Source organism: Nocardioides pinisoli, assembly GCF_024199985.1.
In the GTDB taxonomy this organism is placed as follows: Bacteria; Actinomycetota; Actinomycetes; order Propionibacteriales; family Nocardioidaceae; genus Nocardioides; species Nocardioides pinisoli.
Genome location: NZ_JANARS010000001.1, coordinates 94,433 through 113,889, shown reverse-complemented (window position 1 = coordinate 113,889; position 19,457 = coordinate 94,433). Strand labels below are relative to the sequence as shown.

At 73.1% G+C, this 19,457-nt stretch carries 15 protein-coding genes, 1 tRNA gene and 1 pseudogene; 10 read left to right on the top strand and 7 right to left on the bottom strand.

The annotated features are described in order from the left end of the window. Positions 1–47 precede the first annotated feature (47 nt). Positions 48–329, bottom strand: a complete 282-nt coding sequence (locus tag NCI01_RS00540) for a GNAT family N-acetyltransferase (protein WP_254179516.1) — start codon at positions 327–329, stop codon at positions 48–50. A 61-nt stretch (positions 330–390) separates the two neighbouring features. On the opposite strand from NCI01_RS00540, the gene NCI01_RS00535 reads away from it, so the two are divergent. After that, on the top strand, positions 391–1,770 hold the full coding sequence (locus NCI01_RS00535) for an NAD-dependent malic enzyme (RefSeq protein ID WP_254179515.1): 1,380 nt from the start codon (positions 391–393) through the stop codon (positions 1,768–1,770). Positions 1,771–2,112: 342 nt separating this feature from the next. Here the strand turns inward: NCI01_RS00535 and NCI01_RS00530 are convergent, their stop codons facing one another. Further along, positions 2,113–4,263: an MMPL family transporter gene (locus NCI01_RS00530; RefSeq protein WP_254179514.1), complete on the bottom strand. Its 2,151-nt coding sequence runs from the start codon at positions 4,261–4,263 to the stop codon at positions 2,113–2,115. A gap of 115 nt (positions 4,264–4,378) precedes the next feature. Between NCI01_RS00530 and NCI01_RS00525 the strand changes: the two genes are divergently transcribed. After that, complete coding sequence (locus NCI01_RS00525) at positions 4,379–4,864, top strand: MarR family winged helix-turn-helix transcriptional regulator (protein WP_254179513.1); 486 nt, start codon at positions 4,379–4,381, stop codon at positions 4,862–4,864. A gap of 12 nt (positions 4,865–4,876) precedes the next feature. On the opposite strand, the gene ppgK is transcribed toward NCI01_RS00525, so the two are convergent. After that, positions 4,877–5,632, bottom strand: a complete 756-nt coding sequence (gene ppgK / locus NCI01_RS00520) for a polyphosphate--glucose phosphotransferase (protein ID WP_254179512.1) — start codon at positions 5,630–5,632, stop codon at positions 4,877–4,879. Between the two features lie 176 nt (positions 5,633–5,808). Here ppgK and NCI01_RS21885 point away from each other — a divergent pair, with 176 nt between their 5' ends. Further along, the gene (locus NCI01_RS21885) at positions 5,809–7,278 is read left to right on the top strand and encodes a fatty acid desaturase (RefSeq protein WP_302181416.1); all 1,470 of its coding nucleotides are present in this window, start codon (positions 5,809–5,811) and stop codon (positions 7,276–7,278) included. 7 nt (positions 7,279–7,285) lie between these two features. Here NCI01_RS21885 and NCI01_RS00505 read toward each other — a convergent pair whose 3' ends face one another. From NCI01_RS00505 to NCI01_RS00490, 4 genes are all read right to left on the bottom strand, one after another. Then, positions 7,286–9,046, bottom strand: a complete 1,761-nt coding sequence (locus NCI01_RS00505) for a selenocysteine-specific translation elongation factor (protein ID WP_254179511.1) — start codon at positions 9,044–9,046, stop codon at positions 7,286–7,288. Continuing rightward, complete coding sequence (selA, locus tag NCI01_RS00500; RefSeq protein ID WP_254179510.1) at positions 9,046–10,386, bottom strand: L-seryl-tRNA(Sec) selenium transferase; 1,341 nt, start codon at positions 10,384–10,386, stop codon at positions 9,046–9,048. The genes NCI01_RS00505 and selA overlap by 1 nt, the downstream gene beginning before the upstream one ends. Before the next feature lie 42 nt (positions 10,387–10,428). After that, positions 10,429–10,523: transfer RNA gene (locus NCI01_RS00495), tRNA-Sec, on the bottom strand. Between the two features lie 10 nt (positions 10,524–10,533). Next, positions 10,534–10,953 carry a rhodanese-like domain-containing protein gene (locus NCI01_RS00490; protein WP_254179509.1) on the bottom strand — a complete coding sequence of 140 codons (420 nt, stop codon included), beginning with the start codon at positions 10,951–10,953 and terminating at the stop codon, positions 10,534–10,536. Positions 10,954–11,040: 87 nt separating this feature from the next. Between NCI01_RS00490 and selD the strand changes: the two genes are divergently transcribed. The 7 genes and pseudogenes from selD to NCI01_RS00460 all read left to right on the top strand — a co-directional run bounded on the left by selD (position 11,041) and on the right by NCI01_RS00460 (position 19,435). Then, complete coding sequence (selD, locus tag NCI01_RS00485) at positions 11,041–12,081, top strand: selenide, water dikinase SelD (RefSeq protein WP_254179508.1); 1,041 nt, start codon at positions 11,041–11,043, stop codon at positions 12,079–12,081. Positions 12,082–12,167: 86 nt separating this feature from the next. After that, positions 12,168–12,737, top strand: a complete 570-nt coding sequence (locus tag NCI01_RS22995; protein ID WP_504928444.1) for a hypothetical protein — start codon at positions 12,168–12,170, stop codon at positions 12,735–12,737. Positions 12,738–12,749: 12 nt separating this feature from the next. Further along, a pseudogene (fdh, locus tag NCI01_RS00480) lies at positions 12,750–15,530 on the top strand (formate dehydrogenase); the annotation flags it as partial. Continuing rightward, positions 15,527–16,438 carry a 4Fe-4S dicluster domain-containing protein gene (locus NCI01_RS00475; RefSeq protein WP_254179506.1) on the top strand — a complete coding sequence of 304 codons (912 nt, stop codon included), beginning with the start codon at positions 15,527–15,529 and terminating at the stop codon, positions 16,436–16,438. The pseudogene fdh and the gene NCI01_RS00475, both read left to right, overlap by 4 nt. Continuing rightward, positions 16,435–17,481, top strand: coding sequence for an NrfD/PsrC family molybdoenzyme membrane anchor subunit (gene nrfD / locus NCI01_RS00470; RefSeq protein WP_254179505.1), 1,047 nt, complete (start codon positions 16,435–16,437; stop codon positions 17,479–17,481). Before NCI01_RS00475 ends, nrfD begins: the two co-directional genes overlap by 4 nt. A 53-nt stretch (positions 17,482–17,534) precedes the next feature. Next, a complete protein-coding gene (locus NCI01_RS00465; RefSeq protein WP_254179504.1) occupies positions 17,535–18,824 on the top strand; it encodes an L-lactate MFS transporter in 1,290 nt (429 codons plus the stop codon). Positions 18,825–18,871: 47 nt separating this feature from the next. Then, positions 18,872–19,435, top strand: coding sequence for a TetR/AcrR family transcriptional regulator (locus NCI01_RS00460; protein ID WP_254179503.1), 564 nt, complete (start codon positions 18,872–18,874; stop codon positions 19,433–19,435). Positions 19,436–19,457 lie beyond the last annotated feature (22 nt).

Here is a 19,457-nt window from a genome sequence, read left to right as displayed (position 1 = left end):
GGTGACTATAGGGCTACCCCCGAAGCGGCGCGCCAAACGCTGCCTGCCTATGACGCGACGAGGTCGGCGTACTCCGGGTGCTTCTTGATGTACGCCGCCACGTAGGGGCAGTCGGGCCGCACGGTCAGGCCGCGCGAGCGGGCGTCGTCGAGGGCCGAGCGCGCGAGCGTGGCGGCGTGGCCCTGGCCGCTGAAGGCCTCCGGCACCTCGGTGTGGATCAGCCGGATCACGTCGCCGTGCAGCCGGTAGTCGATGAAGCCGACGAGCTGGTCGCCGGAGCGCAGCTCGTAGCGGTGGTGGTCGGGGGCGTCGATGAACTCTGTGTCCACAACCCGAGCCTAGACCGTGGTGACTTGCCCGTAACCCCGCGCGGAGGAGAGGGTCTGGGGCATGGCAGCAACCGCATCGTCGTACTCGATCACCATGCGGTTGTACACCGCGGCCGACCACAGCGTCGTTGGCGCGGTCGCGACCACCATCGCGCACAACGGGGGCGTCGTCACCGCGATCGACGTCGCCGAGTCGCGCCACGACCGGCTCACCGTCGACGTCACCTGCTCGGCGGCCGACGCCACCCACTCGCAGGAGCTCGTGGCCGCGGTGGCCGAGGTCGAGGGGGTGACGGTCCACAAGGTCAGCGACCGGACCTTCCTGCTCCACCTCGGCGGCAAGATCTCCGTGCAGTCCAAGGTGCCGCTGCGCACCCGTGACGACCTGTCGATGGCCTACACGCCGGGCGTCGGCCGGGTGTCGATGGCGATCCACGACAACCCCGAGGACGTCCGCAAGCTCACCATCAAGGGCAACTCGGTCGCCGTCGTCACCGACGGCTCCGCCGTCCTGGGCCTCGGCAACATCGGCCCCGGCGCGGCGATGCCGGTGATGGAGGGCAAGGCCGCGCTGTTCAAGCGCTTCGCCGACATCGACGCGTGGCCGATCTGCCTGGCCTCCCAGGACACCGACGAGATCGTGAAGGCCGTCGAGATGATCGCCCCCGGCTTCGGCGGCATCAACCTCGAGGACATCGCGGCCCCGCGCTGCTTCGAGATCGAGGCCCGGCTGCGCGAGTCGCTCGACATCCCCGTCTTCCACGACGACCAGCACGGCACCGCCATCGTGGTGCTGGCCGCGCTGACCAACGCGCTGCGGTGCGTCGACAAGCAGCTCGCCGACGTGCGCATCGTCGTGTCCGGCGCCGGCGCCGCGGGCACGGCGATCGTCACCCTGCTCCTCGCCGCGGGCGCCCACGACGTGGTCGTCGTCGACCGGGAGGGTGCGCTCGCCGCGGGCGACGAGTCGCTGTCGGCGGCGCACGCCGACCTGGCCGCCGCGACCAACCCGCGTCGTGCCACCGGCTCGCTGCGCGAGGTGCTCGTCGACGCCGACGTCTTCATCGGCGTCTCGGCCCCCGGCATCCTCGACCCGGAGTGGATCCCGACGATGGCGCCCAAGCCGGTCGTCTTCGCCCTCGCCAACCCCGACCCGGAGGTCGACCCGGCCGAGGCCGACAAGTACGCCGCCGTGGTCGCGTCGGGCCGCTCCGACTACCCCAACCAGATCAACAACGTCCTCGCCTTCCCCGGCGTCTTCCGCGGGCTCCTCGACGCCGGCGCCTCCGAGGTGACCGTCGACATGCTCCTGCGCGCGGCCCAGGCCATCGCCGACACCGTCAGCGCCGAGGAGCTCCACGCGGCCTTCATCATCCCGAGCGTGTTCCACCCCGACGTGACCAAGCGGGTGGCGTCGGCGATCAGCGGCCGCGAGGGCTGACCCCCGGCGGATCGGGGTTCGACTCCGGCCCTTCGTCGACCCCGGGTTGGCCGCGGTCGGTCATCGGGGGTAGTTAAGGGAGACCTGGACGATCTGGCGGTAGTCCAGGGTCAGGTGCCCCTTAACTACCCCGCCAGACGTCAGCCCCCGCCAGACGTCAGACCCCGCCAGACGTCAGACCCCGCCAGACGTCAGCCCCCGCCGGACGTCAGCCCCCGTCGCCCCGGGCCCGGGCGCACCTGGTGGGGAAGTCCGACACTTCGTGGGGGTTGTTTCCCCCTCCTAGTGACGGACTCCCCGCTCGAGCGGGGAGTCCGCCAGGCGGGCGGACCCGCCCCCGGGTCAGGCCGGCCCCACCTTGCGCGGCCACCAGAACTTCTCCCCGAGGGTGAGCGCGAGCGCCGGCACGAGCACGGTGCGGACGACGAGGGTGTCGAGCAGGACACCGACGAAGATGATCGCGCCGAGCTGGGCGAGCACGACCAGCGGCAGCACGCCGAGCACCGCGAAGACGGCGGCGAGCAGGATGCCGGCGCTGGTGATCACGCCGCCGGTGGCGGTCAGGGCACGGAGCATGCCGGTGCGGGTGCCGTGCTCGCGCGCCTCCTCCCGCGCCCTGGTGACGAGGAAGATGTTGTAGTCGACGCCGAGCGCGACGAGGAACAGGAACGCCAGGAGCGGCACGCCCGTGTCCATCGCGTCGAAGCCGAACACCGTCTGGAAGAGCCACCACGACGCGCCCATGCTCGCGGCGTACGTCGCCACGACGGTCGCGACGAGCAGGATCGGCGCGACGACGGAGCGCAGCAGCAGGAGCAGCGCGCCGAGCACGAGCAGCAGGATGAGCGGCAGGATCAGCAGGCGGTCGCTCGCGGCGTAGTCGGCCGCGTCGAGCGCCTCGGCGTCGCCGCCGCCGACGTGGGTGTCGTCGAAGTCGGCCACCGCGTCACGTACGTCGAGCACGACCGCCTGTGCGGCGTCGCTGCCGGGAGCGGCGTCGGGTACGGCGTCGATGCGGGCGATGCCGTCACCGGTGGTGGTGACGCGGGCGGAGTCGACGCCCTCGACCTCCTCGACCGCGGCGAGCACCTGCTCGGGGTCGTCGCGCGTGACGACCTGGACCGGGTCGCTGGTGCCGGCGGGGAAGGACTCGCCGAGCCGCTCGGCGGCCGAGATGGCCTCGGGGCGCTCGAGGAACTGGTCGGCCGGGTCGAGCCCCGTGGTGATGGTCGTGGCGCCGAGGGCCATCACCGTGAGGGCGACGACGGTGCCGGCGACGAAGGTGCGCGGACGCCGGGCGACGGCGCTGCCGACGCGGTGCCACACGCCTCGGGAGTCCACGAGCACCGGGTCGCCGACGTGCGGCACCCGCGGCCAGAACACCCACCGTCCGAACAGCACCAGCGCCGCGGGCAGCACGACGAGGGCGAAGGTGGCGGCGATGACGACGCCCACCGCACAGGCCAGGCCGAGGCCGCGCGTGGTCGGGATCGCCGACAGCAGGAGGGTCAGCAGGCCCAGCACGACCGTCGTGGCGCTCGACAGCACCGCCTCGAAGGTGCGGCTGAGCGCGTGCGCCATCGCCTCGTGGCGCGACTCGGTGGTCTTGAGCTCGTCGCGGTAGCGCGAGATCAGCAGCAGGGCGTAGTCGGTGCCGGCTCCGAAGACGAGCACGCTGAGGATGCCGATGGTCGACTCGTCCCACGCGACGCCGGCCACCTCGAGGACGTTGGTCGCCGCGATCGCGGCCAGGCGGTCGGCGATGCCGACGACCGTCAGGGGGACCAGCCACAGCACGGGGCTGCGGTAGGTGATGATCAGCAGGATGGCGACGACCGCCGCCGTGGCGCCGAGGAGCCGGATGTCGGCACCGTCGAAGACCTGGCCGATGTCGGCCTGGATGCCGGCCGGCCCGGTCACCTGGACCTCGACGCCGTCGGGGGCGTCCTCGCGCAGCTGGTCGCGCAGCTCCTCGACCTTGTCGATGTTGTCGGTCGCCGACGACGAGGAGACGGGTACGGCGACGAACGCGGCGGTCCCGTCCTCGGCCACCACCAGCGGCGACTGCTGGCCCTCGCCACCACCGGGCGGACCGCCCGGCGGCCCGTCCTGCGGCGCGCCCGCCCCGTCACCACCCCCGGCGGCGCCGTCCGGCGCTCCCTCCGGCGCCCCGCCGCCACCGGCCTCCGACAGGAGCGAGACCGACTGCTGGGTCAGCTCGCCCTGCGTGGCCTGGTCGAGCTCGCCCGACTCCGCGGTCCACAGGACGATGGCCACCTGGCCCTCGTCGTCGGGCAGCTGCTCCTCCAGCTCGACGGCCAGGGTGCTGTCGGCGCCTGCCGGGAGCGTGTCGAGAGCCGAGTTCTCCCGCTCGCCCTCGGGCACGAACGCGATCGCGAACAGCGCCAGCAGGATCGGCACCAGCGCGAAGAACCAGGCCAGTCGGCGTCCGGTGATCGCCCGGGCCGCAGCGGGGGTGGGGTGGGAAGGCACGGAGTGCTCCTCGAAGAGATAGTTAGCCGACGTGATTGCTAAGTAGGTTACTTATCAAGTTAGCGGTAGTATCATCGACGAGGCAAGTGCACGACGACACGCAAGGGGGCCGCCGGTGACGGACGAGCAGCACCCCGTCACGCCTCCGCCCTGGGTCGGCCGGGGGCAGGAGCGGGCGCAGCCGCCGACGCTCCTGGCGCTGCGCGACCTCGTCGCCGCCGGCAGCCGCGTCAACCACGTGGTGTCACGGCGTGCGGGGCTCAGCGAGTCGGAGCTGGTGGCGCTCGAGCACCTCACCCGGGAGCAGATCGGTCCCGCGGAGGTCGCCCGCCGCCTCGAGGTGTCGACCGCCGCAGCGACGGGCATCGTCGACCGGCTGGTCGCGCGGGGTCACGTCGAGCGGCGGCCGCACGAGGTCGACCGCCGGCGCACGGAGCTCCACATCACCGACTCCGGGCGCGAGGAGATCATCGGCCACCTGATGCCGATGTTCGCTGCGCTGCACCGGCACGACGCGAGCTTCACCGAGGAGGAGAAGGCCGTCGTGCAGCGCTACCTGCGGGGCGCGACCGAGGCCTTCGAGCGCGTGCTCGACGGCTGAGCCCGGGAGGGGTCAGTCCTCGACGCCGGCCATCCGGTGGGCGACGAGCGCGGCGCCGACGATGCCGGCGCGGTTCTGCAGCGTCGCGGGCACCATCTCGGTCTCGGCCTTGATGAGGTGGCCGAACTTCTCCCACGACTTGCTCACGCCGCCCCCGATCACGAAGAGGTCCGGGGAGAAGAGGCGCTCGAGGTGGCGGAAGTAGGCCGTGAGCCGCACCGACCACTCCTCCCACGAGAGGCCCTCGCGCTCGCGCGCGCTGGTCGCGGTGGTCGCCTCGGCGACCGCTCCGTCGAGCTCGAGGTGGCCCATCTCGGAGTTGGGGACGAGCTGGCCGTTCCAGATCATCGCCGAGCCGATGCCGGTCCCGAGCGTGATGACCATGACCAGTCCGCGGCGGCCCTTCGCAGCGCCGTACTCCGCCTCGGCGAGGCCGGCGGCGTCCGCGTCGTTGACGACGTGCACCTCACGCCCCAGGGCGGCGGTGAAGATCGCGTCGGCGTCCTCGCCGATCCACGACTTGTCGATGTTGGCCGCGGAGTGGACCACGCCGTGACGGACGATGCCGGGCACGGTCACGCCGACCGGTCGCGACGAGGCGGGGAAGCTGCCGATGATCTGTCCGAAGACCTCGGCGACCGCCTGCGGGGTGGCGGGCCGGGGGGTGTCGATCCGGATCCGGTCGTGCGCGAAGTCACCGACCGCGAGGTCGACAGGGGCGCCCTTGATGCCGGTTCCGCCGAAGTCGATGCCGAAGGGGTGTTCCATGGCGCACAACCTATCGCCAGCCGTACGCCGGTGTGACGGGGGCAACACCCTGCGAGACCCCGCCGTCCGGGCCGTCGGTCGACCGGTGATCCCCGGCTTGACATGTGTGCCCCTCTTGTCAAGTGAGGTTTACAGAACCTATTGTCATGTAAACCCAACGGCAGGAGGTCAGGAAGATGGCCGGCTATCCCACCCGACTCGCCCCCAGCGGCACCGTGCCCGAGGGCACGACGGAGCTCTGGACCGACAGCAAGCGCTACCTGTGGCTGATCGGCCTGGTGGTGCCGAGCCTGGCGTTCGTCGCCTTCGGCGGCTACCTCGCGACCGGATGGGGCGTGTGGTTCTGGGTCGGGCCGATCGTCATCCTCGGCATCGTCCCCGCGATCGACCTGGTCGCCGGGCTCGACCGCTCCAACCCGCCGGACGACGTGATCGAGGCGCTCGAGCAGGACCGCTACTACCGCTGGATCACCTATCTGTTCCTGCCCATCCAGTACGCCGGCTTCCTGGGCGCGATGGCGGTCGTCGGCGGCTGGGACGCCTTCGGGCTGCTGGCCGACCGACCGCTGTCGACGATCGACGAGCTCGGCCTGGCGATCTCGATCGGGTGCATCGGCGGCATCGGCATCAACACCGCGCACGAGCTCGGCCACAAGAAGGAGGCCAACGAGCGTTGGCTGTCGAAGATCGCGCTCGCCCAGGTCGGCTACGGCCACTTCTACATCGAGCACAACCGTGGCCACCACGTCCGCGTCGCCACGCCCGAGGACCCGGCGAGCGCCCGGCTCGGTGAGAGCTTCTACGCGTTCTGGCCGCGCACGGTCGGTGGGTCGCTGCGGTCGGCGTGGCGGCTGGAGAAGCGGCGGCTCGCGCGGCGCAAGCAGTCCCCGTGGCGCCTCGACAACGACGTGCTCAACGCCTGGCTCATGACGCTGGTGCTGTGGGCGGCCGTGCTGGTCGCCTTCGGCCTCGAGGTGCTGCCCTTCCTCCTCGTCCAGGCGGTGGTCGGCTTCTCGCTGCTCGAGGTGGTCAACTACATGGAGCACTACGGGATGCTGCGGCAGAAGGTCGGCGAGGGAGAGCGCCAGCGCTACGAGCGCGTGCTGCCCAGCCACAGCTGGAACTCCAACAACATCGCGACCAACGTGCTGCTCTACCACCTTCAGCGCCACAGCGACCACCACGCCAACCCGACCCGGCGCTACCAGACGCTGCGCGACTTCGAGGAGAGCCCGGTGCTGCCGACCGGCTATGCCGGGATGATCGTGCTGGCGATCGTCCCCGCGGTGTGGCGACGGGTGATGGACCAGCGGGTGGTCGACCACTTCGGCGGCGACGTGTCGCTCGCCAACATCAGCCCCCGCAAGCGCGAGACCTACCTCGCCCGCTATCCGGCCCCGGGTCGAGTGCGCGGCTCCGCGGCGGATGGTGCCGCGAGCGCACTCGACCCCCGGCCGGCCGAGGTGCTGGCGGCCCGGTGCCCGAGCTGTGACTACGTCTACGAGGTGGCGGCCGGTGACGAGCACGAGGGCTTCGCGGCCGGTACGGCCTGGGCGGACGTCCCCGACGACTGGTGCTGCCCCGACTGCGGGGTGCGCGACAAGGTCGACTTCGTGCCCTGCGCCCCCGAGCTCGCGGCGGGCTGAGGCTGCCTCAGCCCACGACCTCGCGCCGGTCGTCGGCGAGGCGGCGGGTGAGCCCGGCGCGGTCGAGCCGGTCGAGCAGCGGCAGCACCACGCGCCGCGAGGTGCCCAGGTCCTTGCGCGCGGCGCTGGTGGTGAAGGGCTGCTCGAGCCGTGCGAGGCGGGCGGCGGCGTCCCGGTCGGCCCCGGGCAGCAGCACCAGGCCCGGGGCGACGCGCCACAGCAGGCCGGCCCGCTCGGCGGCACCGAGGGCGCGGTCGTCGAGGCCGAGGTCGCGCAACCGGTCGGCCGTGGGGGCGACGAAGGGCGCGGCCTCGAGCTCGCGGCGTACGACGTCGACGGCGGCGGCGACCTGCGTCGGGAGGCCTGCCCCGGGCGCGCGCACCCGCCCGCCCACGACCAGCAGCGGCGGGCGCACGAGCGGCGTGACGAGGTCCGGGCTCGGCAGCCGCAGGCGGTCGGCCAGCACGGTCAGCGGGACGTCGGGGTCGAGCGGGTGGGACCGCGCGTGCTCCTCGACGAGTGCCGGCAGCCGGTCGGCGAGCGCCGCGGCGAGGCCGCGCCCGATCAGCCACGGGCCCGACTCGAGGTGGTCGCCGGGCGTCACCGGCACGCCGATGCGGCGCATCCGGTCGCGGTGCGCGAGGCCGCGGCGGGCGAGCTCGTCGGCGAGGCGTGGGGTGCCGTCGGCGCGGGCGAGCTGGGTGGCCCGCCGGTCCGCGGCGCCGCGCCGGCGCAGCCGCGGCGGGTCGGGATCGAGGACGTCGACGCGCCAGACGTGGCGGCGTCCGGGGTCGCGCAGCAGCATGCGGTCGCCCACGCGCAGCGGCAGCGCGCGCTCGAGCGTCAGTCGGGCGAGGCCGTCGGCAGGGTCGCCCAGCGGGCGGTGGCGCACCGCGACGTCCGCGGCGCCGACGTGCAGCTGCGGCGTGAGCGGCGGCGCGCCGTCCCCGTCCCTGCCCGCGCGGAGGCGTACGTCGACCACCTCGGTGCGGTGCCACGCCCCGGGCGTGGTCAGCACCGTCTCGCGCCCGATGCCGTCGAGGTCGCCGGTGAGGTTGAGCGCCACCCGGGCGGTGCCGCTCACCGCGTCGACGTCCTTGCCGAGCGCCTGCAGCCCGCGGACCCGCACCAGCCGGTCGCCGTCGGCGAGCGTGTCGCCCACCCGGACCGTGCCGGCGGGCAGGGTGGCCGTGACCACGGTGCCCGCGCCCCGCACCGCGAACCGGCGGTCGACCCACAGCCGCACGTCGGCGTCGGGGTCGGGCACCGGCAGTGCCGCGAGCACCCCGGTGAGCGCCGCGCGGAGGTCGTCGAGCCCGGCGCCGGTGCGGCCGCTCACGGCGACGACCGGTGCACCGGCCAGGCTGGTGCGGGACACCTCGGCGGTCGCCCGCGCGATCGCGGGCGCCGGGTCGGCGAGGTCGCTGCGCGTCACGGCGACGACGCCGCGACCCACGCCGAGGGCGTCCAGCGCGGCGAGGTGCTCTGCGGCCTGGGGCATCCACGGGTCGTCGGCCGCCACGACCAGCAGCGCAGCCGGGACGGGCCCGATGCCGGCGAGCATCGTGGTGAGGAAGCGCTCGTGGCCCGGCACGTCGACGAAGGCCACGTCGCCCAGGTCCGGCCACGCGGTCCACGCGTAGCCGAGCTCGATCGTCAGCCCCCGTCGCCGCTCCTCCTCGAGCCGGTCGGGATCGGTGCCGGTGAGGGCCCGCACCAGGGTGGACTTGCCGTGGTCGACGTGTCCCGCGGTCGCGACGACGTGCATCAGGGCGTGCCCGCCCCCGCGGCGCGGCGTACGGCGTCGGTGAGCGCGTCGTCCTCGGCCGGGTCGAGCGCCAGCAGGTCGAGGAGCAGCCGCCCGCGCACGGTGCGACCCAGGACCGGGGGCTCGCCGGCGCGCAGCGGTGCGGCGAGGTGCTCGGGCAGCGAGAGGGCCACGCTGGGCAGCTCGACGCCGGGTGCTCCGCCGCCACCGACCGCGCCGGAGGAGTCCACGACCTCGGCTGCGAGCGACGCCACCAGGTCGGCGGGCCACGCCCGGAGGATCGCGTGCGCCCGCGCCCTGAGGTCGTCGACCGACCGCGCGAGCGCGGCGCGCACGGGCGGCACGGGCCCGGTGAGGGTTGCCTCGAGGGCGGCGAGGGTGAGCTTGTCGACGCGCAGCGCGCGGGCGAACGGGTCGCGGCGCAGCCGCTCGACCAGCCCGGCCTCACCGAGCAGCAGGCCCGCCTGCGGGCCACCGAGCAGCTTGTCGCCGGAGGCGGTGACGAGGTCGGCGCCCTCGCGCAGGGCCTGCGCGGCGTCGGGCTCGTGGGGCAGCCGCGGGTGGGCCTCGAGCAGCCCCGAGCCGATGTCGACCACGAGCGGGACCCGCCGCCCGGCGTGCTCGAGACCGGCGAGGTCGCGCGCCGGGACCGAGGAGGTGAAGCCCGTGACCGCGAAGTTGGAGGGGTGGACCTTGAGGACGAACGCGGTCGAGTCGTCGAGCGCGGAGGTGTAGTCGGCGAGGTGCACCCGGTTGGTCGTGCCGACCTCCCGCAGGCTGGCGCCGACCGACTCCATCAGCTCGGGGATGCGGAAGCCGTCGCCGATCTCGACGAGCTCGCCCCGCGCGATGACGACCGTGTCGCGCCCGTCGTCGCCGCGCGCGAGGACCCGGGTGACCAGGGCGAGCGCGGCCGCGCCGTTGTTGACCACGTGCACCCCGCCCGCGTCGGGCACCGCGGCCGCGAGGGCCTCGAGCGCGCCGCGGCCGCGTCGCCCCCGCTGCCCGGTCGCGAGGTCGAGCTCCACGTCGGTGGCACCGGCGGCGGTGCGCACGGCCTCGACGGCGGCACCCGACAGGGGCGCGCGGCCCAGGTTGGTGTGGACCACCACGCCGGTCGCGTTGAGGACCCGCCGCATCGTCGTGGCCGCCGCGGGCAGGCCGGCGACGGCGACGTCGGCCACCTCGTCCGGGGCCACCTCGCCCGCCCGGCACAGCTCCTGCGCCCGGACGACGGCCTGCTTGACCAGGGTCGGACCGAGCCGCGTCACGGCGGCCTGCAGGCGGTCGTCGGCCAGGACGTGGTCGGTGCGGGGCGTGGCCCGGCGCGGATCTGGCACCCACCCTCCTCGTCCGACGCCCCGGCTCACGACCCTCACGACTGGCGGAGGCGGACGGGAATCGAACCCGCCCGACCCAGCTGCTGGGTCGCAACGGTTTTGAGGACCGCGTCCGTCACCAGACGAGAACCGCCTCCGCGAGCCACCCTAGTGCGTGGCGACACAGGGCTCGATCGCCGTCACCTGCGACGAGGCGACGTACGCCGCCCAGGCGACGAAGCCGCCGGCCAGGTCCGTCGCCCCGCGCAGGCCGAGCTGCTGGAGCGTCCGCGCCGCGAGGCTGGAGCTGTAGCCCTCGTGGCACACCAGCACGATCCGCCGGTCGGGATCGTCGGCGACGGCGAGGCGGTGCGGGCTGGTCGGGTCGAGGCGCCACTCGAGCACGTTGCGGTCGACGACGAGCGCGCCGGGCAGCTCGCCGTCGCGCAGGCGCTGCTCCACCGGTCGTACGTCGACGACGAGCGCGCCCGCCGCGGCGACGTCCGCGAGGTCGGCCGGTTCGACCCGGTCGAGCCGGCGCTGGCAGTCCTCCAGCAGGCGGGCGATGGCCGAGCCGTCGGTCTCCATGCGTTCGACGCTAGGTGGCGCGTGACGGGCCCCGCCACGGGCAACGGGGTGAGGAGAGCCGGACCGCCACCTGCCTAGATTGGCCGGGTGACCCAGCGCGCGAGCACGACCGACTCCACGTCCAGGCCCGACCGCGGGATCCGGCTCACCCAGTACGCCGCCGGCGGCGGCTGCGCGTGCAAGGTGCCGCCCGGTGAGCTCGAGCGCGTGCTCAGCGGCCTCGGGCGCGGCCGGGCGTCGGGCGACCTGCTGGTCGGCCTCGACCACGGCGACGACGCGGCCGCCGTACGCATCGAGGACGCGCCCGACGGCACCGGCCGGGCCGTCATCGCCACCGCCGACTTCTTCACCCCCGTCGTCGACGACGCCTACGCGTTCGGGCGCATCGCCGCGACCAACGCGATGTCGGACGTGTGGGCGATGGGCGGCACCCCGGTGGTCGCGGTCAACCTGCTCGGCTGGCCGCGCGACCGGATCCCGTTCGACGTGGCCGCGGAGGTGCTGCGCGGCGGCGATGACGCGTGCACCGAGGCCGGGGCCTTCCTCGCCGGGGGGCACAGCATCGACGACCCGGAGCCGAAGTACGGCCTGGCGGTCACCGGCATCGCCGACCCCGACCGGCTGCTGCGCAACGACGCCGCACGGCCCGGGCTGCCGCTGACGCTGACCAAGCCGCTCGGCCTCGGCGTGCTCAACAACCGGCACAAGGCGACCGGCGAGTGGTTCGAGGAGGCGGTGGCCGTGATGACCGAGCTCAACCGTGACGCCAGCCGCGCGGCCGTCGCCGCCGGGCTGCGCGCCGCCACCGACGTGACCGGCTTCGGCCTGCTCGGCCACCTGATGAAGATGATGCGCGCCAGCGGGACGACCGCCGTCCTCGACGCCTCGGCCGTGCCGTACGTCGACGGGGCGCGGCAGTCGCTCGCCGACGGCTTCGTGCCGGGCGGGAGCAGGCGCAACCTGGACTGGGTGCGCCCCCACCTGGCGTCGGACCTCGACGAGGACGAGCTGGTGCTGCTCGCCGACGCCCAGACCTCGGGCGGGCTGCTGGTGGTCGGGGAGCTGCCCGGCCACCCGGTCGTCGGCGAGGTGGTCGCGGCCGGCGAGCACGCGCTCGTCGTCCGGTGACGCGCTCACCCCTGCGGCGGTGGACGGCGTCGTGGCGGCTTCCGTAGGGTCATGGCCCAGCAGCACACGCACTCGGAGGTGACGGCATGGCGGAGTCGAGGTCGCTCCTCCCGTGGCCGGTGCTCCGACAGCTGACGAGCGGCGACATCCTCGGTCGCGGCAGGTCCGTGCGCTCGCGGCGCACCGACGAGGTGGAGCCGCGCACCACCACCGCCGACCGGGTCGCCCGGAGCGTGTGCCCCTACTGCGCGGTCGGGTGCGGGCAGAAGATCTTCGTCAAGGACGAGCAGATCGTGCAGATCGAGGGCGACCCCGACAGCCCGGTCAACCGCGGCCGCCTGTGCCCCAAGGGGTCGGCCAGCAAGAACCTCGTGACCAGCTCGCTGCGCGAGACCACGGTCAAGTACCGCCGCCCCTACGCCACCGAGTGGGAGGACCTCGACCTCACCACCGCGATGGAGATGGTCGCCGACCGCGTCGTGAAGTCGCGTCGCGACGCGTGGCAGGAGCTCGACGAGAAGGACCGGCGCGTGCGCCGCACGATGGGCATCGCCAGCCTCGGGGGCGCGACGCTCGACAACGAGGAGAACTACCTCATCAAGAAGCTCTTCACCGCGATGGGCGCCATCCAGATCGAGAACCAGGCGCGTATTTGACACTCCGCCACCGTCCCCGGTCTGGGGACCAGCTTCGGACGCGGCGGCGCCACCGGCTTCACGGCTGACCTGGCCAACGCGGACTGCATCGTCATCCAGGGCTCCAACATGGCCGAGGCCCACCCGGTGGGCTTCCAGTGGGTGGTGGAGGCGCAGAAGCGCGGCGCCAAGGTGATCCACGTCGACCCGCGGTTCACCCGCACCAGCGCGGTGGCGGACAAGCACGTCCCGATCCGCGTGGGCAGCGACATCGCCTTCCTCGGCGGGATCATCCGCTACGTCCTCGAGAACGGCCTCGACTTCCGCGACTACGTCGTCAACTACACCAACGCGGCGACGATCGTCAGCGACAGGTTCGAGGACACCGACGACCTCGACGGGCTCTTCAGCGGCTTCGACCCCGACAAGCGGACCTACGACCCCACCAGCTGGCAGTACGACGTCGAGGACGCCCCGGGCCAGCAGAGCGGGGCACAGGCCGACGACTCCGAGGAGACCTCGGACCAGCGCGAGTCCGCCGCCGGCCTGCAGCACGAGGCCCACGGCATGCAGGTCGAGGGCAAGCCGCGGCGCGACGAGACGCTCCAGCACCCCCGCTGCGTCTACCAGGTGCTCCGGCGCCACTTCGCCCGCTACACGCCCGAGGTGGTCGAGCAGACCTGCGGCGTCAGCCAGGAGGACTTCCTCGAGGTCTGCCGGGCGTGGACGGAGAACTCCGGTCGCGAGCGCACGACCGCGCTGGTCTACAGCGTCGGCTGGACGCAGCACAGCGTCGGCGTGCAATACATCCGCACGGGCGCGATCCTCCAGCTGCTGCTGGGCAACATGGGCCGTCCCGGCGGCGGCATCATGGCGCTGCGCGGCCACGCCAGCATCCAGGGCTCGACCGACATCCCGACCCTGTTCAACATCCTCCCGGGCTACCTGCCGATGCCCAACCCCGACCAGCACCCGACGCTGACCGACTACGTCGACAGCATCCGCAACCCGGGCAGCAAGGGCTTCTGGTCCAAGGCGGACGCCTACACCGTCAACCTGCTCAAGGCCTACTGGGGCGACGCGGCGACGGCCGACAACGACTACTGCTTCGACTACCTGCCCAAGATCACGGGCGACCACGGCACCTACCGCACCGTGCTCGACATGATCGACGGCAAGGTCTCCGGCTACTTCCTCCTCGGCCAGAACCCCGCCGTCGGGTCGGCCCACGGCCGCGCCCAGCGGCTCGGCATGGCCAACCTCGACTGGCTCGTCGTGCGCGACCTCTTCGAGATCGAGAGCGCGTCGTTCTGGAAGGACGCACCCGAGGTCGCGACCGGCGAGATCGTGCCGGAGGAGTGCCGCACCGAGGTCTTCCTCTTCCCGGCCGCGTCCTACGCCGAGAAGGAGGGCACGTTCACCCAGACCCAGCGGATGCTGCAGTGGCGCGAGAAGGCGGTCGACCCGCCGGGCGACTGCCGCTCGGAGCTGTGGTTCTTCTACCACCTCGGCCGGATGGTCCGCGAGCGTCTGGCCGGCTCGGGCGACGAGCGCGACCGTCCCGTGCTCGACCTGGCGTGGGACTACCCGGTGCACGGCGAGGGCACCCTCGGCACCGACGGGGCGCACGCCTGGGGCGAGCCCAGCGCCGAGGCGGTGCTGAAGGAGATCAACGGCTACGAGGTCGCGACTGGCCGGCCGTTGTCGAGCTTCGTGGAGATGAAAGCCGACGGCTCGACGGCCGGCGGCTGCTGGATCTACACCGGGGTCTTCGCCGACGGCGTCAACCAGGCCAACCGCCGCAAGTCCCGCCACGACCAGTCCTTCGTCGCACCCGAGTGGGGCTGGGCCTGGCCGCTCAACCGCCGCATCCTCTACAACCGCGCGTCGGCCGACCCCGACGGCCAGCCGTGGAGCGAGCGCAAGGCCTACGTGTGGTGGGACGAGGACGAGCAGCAGTGGGTCGGCGACGACGTACCGGACTTCGAGAAGACCAAGCCGCCGTCCTACCGCGCGCCTGAGGGCTCCGAGGGCGTCGAGGCGATCGAGGGCGTCGACCCGTTCATCATGCAGGGCGACGGGAAGGGTGCGCTCTACGTGCCGCAGGGCCTCATCGACGGTCCGATGCCCACCCACTACGAGCCGGTCGAGTCGCCGTTCCGCAACCCGATCTACGGTCAGCAGGCCAACCCGACGCGCAAGGAGTACCGCCGCGACGACAACGTGATGAACCCGGCGCCCCCGGAGGAGCACAGCGACGTGTTCCCGTTCGTCTTCACCACGAGCCGGCTCACCGAGCACCACACGGCCGGCGGCATGAGCCGCTACCTCGAGCACCTCGCCGAGCTGCAGCCGGAGATGTTCGTCGAGGTGTCACCGGCGCTGGCCGCGGAGCGCGGCCTCGAGCACATGGGCTGGTGCCACGTCGTGACCGCCCGCTCGGCCATCGAGGGCCGGGTGATGGTCACCGAACGGCTGCGGCCGCTGCGGGTCGAGGGGCGTACGGTCCACCAGGTCTGGATGCCCTACCACTGGGGCGGCGGCGGACTGGTCCGCGGCGACTCCGCCAACGACCTGTTCGGCATCTCGCTCGACCCCAACGTCCTGATCCAGGAGAGCAAGGTCGGCACCTGCGACGTACGCCCGGGGCGGCGGCCGACCGGTGCCGCGCTGCGCGAGCTCGTCGCCGACTACGGCCGCCGGGCCGGGGTGGGCGAGCACGTGCACGCCAGGATCGTCACCGCGTCCGAGGACGCCCAGGCCCGCTCCCTGGCGGCGGCCGACACCAGCGACGACGACCAGGAGGGCCCGTGATCGGCCGCAACAGCCTCTTCGGACCGCTCGACCCGGCGCCCGACGCCGGCTACACCGACCCACCCAAGCGCAAGGGCTTCTTCACCGACACCAGCGTCTGCATCGGCTGCAAGGCCTGCGAGGTGGCCTGCAAGGAGTGGAACGACGTCCCGGAGAACCTCTTCGAGATGCTCGGCACGTCCTACGACAACAGCCACTCGCTCAACGCCAACCAGTGGCGCCACGTGGCCTTCATCGAGAAGCCGGCGACGAAGCCCGCGGTCGACCTCGGCATGCCCGCGGTCGGGGCGCCGGTGAGCGACGTGCCGGAGGACGAGAAGCCCGACTTCCAGTGGCTGATGTCGTCCGACGTGTGCAAGCACTGCACGCACGCCGCCTGCCTCGACGTGTGCCCCACCGGCTCACTGTTCCGCAGCGAGTTCGGCACGGTCGTGGTGCAGGACGACATCTGCAACGGCTGCGGCTACTGCGTCGCGGCCTGCCCGTACGGCGTCATCGACCGGCGCAAGGGGCCCGAGGGCGACCCCAAGGTGGGCATCGCGCAGAAGTGCACGCTCTGCTACGACCGCCTGACGGACGGCCAGCGCCCGGCGTGCGCGGCGGCCTGCCCGACGGAGTCGATCCTCTACGGCGACGTCGACGAGCTGCGCCAGCGCGCGGACGAGCGGGTGGCGCTGCTCCACGAGCGCGGCGTGATGGACGCCCGGCTCTACGGCAACGACCCCGACGACGGGGTGGGCGGCACCGGCGCGATGTTCCTGCTGCTCGACGAGCCCGAGGTCTACGGCCTGCCCCCGGACCCGGTCGTCACGACCAAGGACCTCCCGCGGATGTTCACCCGGGCCGGCCAGGCCGGCACGGCGCTGCTCATCGGCGCGGCACTGTCGTTCGTGCGGAGGCGCCGGTGAACGCGCCCCAGGGTGACGGCTCCGGCTCCGGCACGCAGGTCCGGCACGGCGGCAGCCCCGGCCGCTCGCGGGGCAGGAACCGCGGCGCCGACCGGGTGATGGTGCCCGACGCCGACTTCACGTCCTACTACGGCCGGCCGATCGTCAAGGCCGCGCCGTGGGAGCACGACATCGCCTACTACCTCTTCACCGGCGGCGTCGCCGCCGGCTCCTCGCTCCTCGCGGGCGGTGCGGACCTGACCGACCGGCCCGGGCTGCGGCGTGCCGGCCGGATCGGCTCGCTCGTCGCGCTGCTGCTCAGCATCGTCGCCCTGGTCCACGACCTCGGCAAGCCGAGCCGGTTCCTCAACATGCTGCGCGTGGTCAAGCTGACCTCGCCGATGTCGGTCGGCACCTGGATCCTGTCGCTGCACGGGCCGTTCGCCGGCCTGGCGTCGGCCGCCGAGCTGGTCGGCATGCTGCCCACCCGCTGGCAGCGCGGGCCGGTGCGCCTGCTGCTGCGGCTGGGACGCCCGGCCGGGCTGGTGGGGGCCGTCACCGCCCCGCCCGTGGCGGCGTACACCGCCGTGCTGCTCGCCGACACCGCCACGCCGGCGTGGCACGACGCCCACGAGGAGCTCCCCTTCGTCTTCTGCGGCTCCGCCGCCGCGGCCTCCGGCGGGTGGGCGATGGTCACCGCCCCCGTCGCCGAGGCCGGACCCGCCCGCACCTTCGCCGTCGGCGGCGCCGCCGTCGAGCTGCTGATGGCCCACCGCATGGAGGCGTCGATGGGCCTGTCGGCCGAGACGCTCCACACCGGCAGCGCCGGTCGGTGGATGCGGGCCAGCAAGGTGCTGACCGCGGCGGGTGCCGCGGGCGCGCTCCTCGGCGGTCGCAGCCGTGTGCTCTCGGTCGTTTCGGGTACTGCACTCATGGCCGGCTCGTTCTGCACCCGCCTGGGTGTCTACGAGGCCGGGATGGCCTCGGCCAGGGACCCGAAGTACACGGTGGTGCCGCAGCGCGAGCGGGTCGAGCGCGGCGAACAGGTGCGCCACCAGGGCTGAGCGACAGGTCATCTCGGGCCGTCGGACGGCCGGGCCGGACGAAGGAGACAGGCATGGACCCCACACCCACCCGCACGCGCGACGACGCCGCGAACGACAGCTCGACCCCGGGCGGCTTCCGCTGGCTGCTGGTCGCCGGAGGGCTGCTCCTGCAGTTCTCGATCGGCGCCGTGTACGCCTGGTCGGTCTTCGGCGGTGCCCTGGAGAACGCCCAGTCGTGGGAGCTCAGCAAGGTGCGCGCCTCGATGCCGTTCACCGTGACCATCGGCATGATCTTCATCGGCAGCTATGTCGGGGGCCGCGTGCAGGACGCGAGGGGTCCCCGCGTCGTGGCGCTCGCCGGTGGCGTCATCTACTCGATCGGCATCCTGCTGGCCGGGCTGACCAACGGCGCCGACGACTACTGGCTGCTCATCCTCGGCTACGGCGTGATCAGCGGCTTCGGCCTCGGCTGCGCCTACATCGTGCCGATCGCCATGCTGCAGAAGTGGTTCCCCGACAAGACGGGGCTCATCACCGGTCTCGCGGTCGGCGGCTTCGGCTTCGGCGCGGTGCTCACCTCCCCGGTGGCGCAGTGGCTCATCGACCGCGACCCCGAGGACCCGACGAGCGCCTTCCTCCCGCTCGGCATCGCCTACCTGCTGATGTCGCTGGTGGGTGCCTCCATCTTCCGCAACCCGCCCGCCGACTACGTCGTGCCCGGTGCCGAGAAGACCGCCGGCGGCGCGGCCGAGAAGGCCGGCAAGGACTACACCCAGGGCGAGGCCCTGCGCACGCCGCAGTGGTACCTCCTCACCGCGATCCTCACCCTGAGCGTCAGCGCCGGGATCGCGCTGATCTCGCAGGCCAAGCTCAGCGCGACCGACATCGCCGGCGTCAGCGTCACTGGTGCCGCGACCCTGGTGGGCGTGCTCGCGATCTTCAACGGCGCCGGACGCATCTTCTGGGCCGGCATGTCCGACCGCATCGGCCGGATGAGGACCTTCGCCGCGATCCTGGCCCTGCAGGGCATCTGCCTGATCCTGCTCCCGCACGCCGGCAGCGTGCTCCTGTTCTCCGTGCTCGCCGCGATCATCTACCTCTGCTACGGCGGCACGTTCGGCACGATGCCTGCGACCGCCGGCGACTTCTTCGGCGTCCGCAACGCCGGCGCGATCTACGGCCTCATGCTCGTCGGCTGGAGCCTCGGCGGCATCATCGGCCCACTCATCGCCTCGGCGCTGATCGGTGAGGAGAAGGCCTACACGGTCGCCTACACCACCATCGGTGTCATCGCGCTCGTCTCGGTCGCCCTGACCTTCGTCACCAAGGTGCCCGCCGGCCGGCACGCCGAGCACGACTGAGGCCGGGTTCGGGTTCGGTTTCGGGGGAGGCCTGCCAGACTCGGGCCATGGCGACCACGACACGCGCGCGCATCGTCGCCGCGGCTGTGGAGATGACGACGTCGTCGGGCTGGGCCGCGGTCACCATGGCCCGGCTCGCCGACGCGGCCGGGGTGAGCCGCCAGACCGTCTACAACGAGGTCGGCTCCAAGCCGGCGCTCGCCGAGACGATGATCCTCGAGGAGCTCGCCCGCTTCCTGCAGGTCGTCGAGCAGGCCTTCGACGCCGAGCCCGCCGACCTCACCCGGGCCATCGAGCGCGCGGTCACCGACGTGCTCACCTACGCCAGCGCCAACAAGCTGCTGCACGCCGTCGTCAGCGCGACCCACGGCGCCGACACCGAGCTGCTGCCGCTGCTGACGACCAACGCCGGCTCGCTGCTCGGCGCGGCCAAGGACGTCATCAGCGCGCGCGTGGCGCCGTACGCCCCGGGCATCGACGCCGCCCACCTCGACCCCGCCATCGACATGGTCGTGCGCGTCGTGCTGAGCCACGTCATGCAGCCCTCGGGCTCACCCGAGGAGACGGCCGCCGACATCGCCTGGCTGGCCGGGCGGGTGCTGCAGGGCTGAGGCCGGGCGGTCGCTCGGGTTC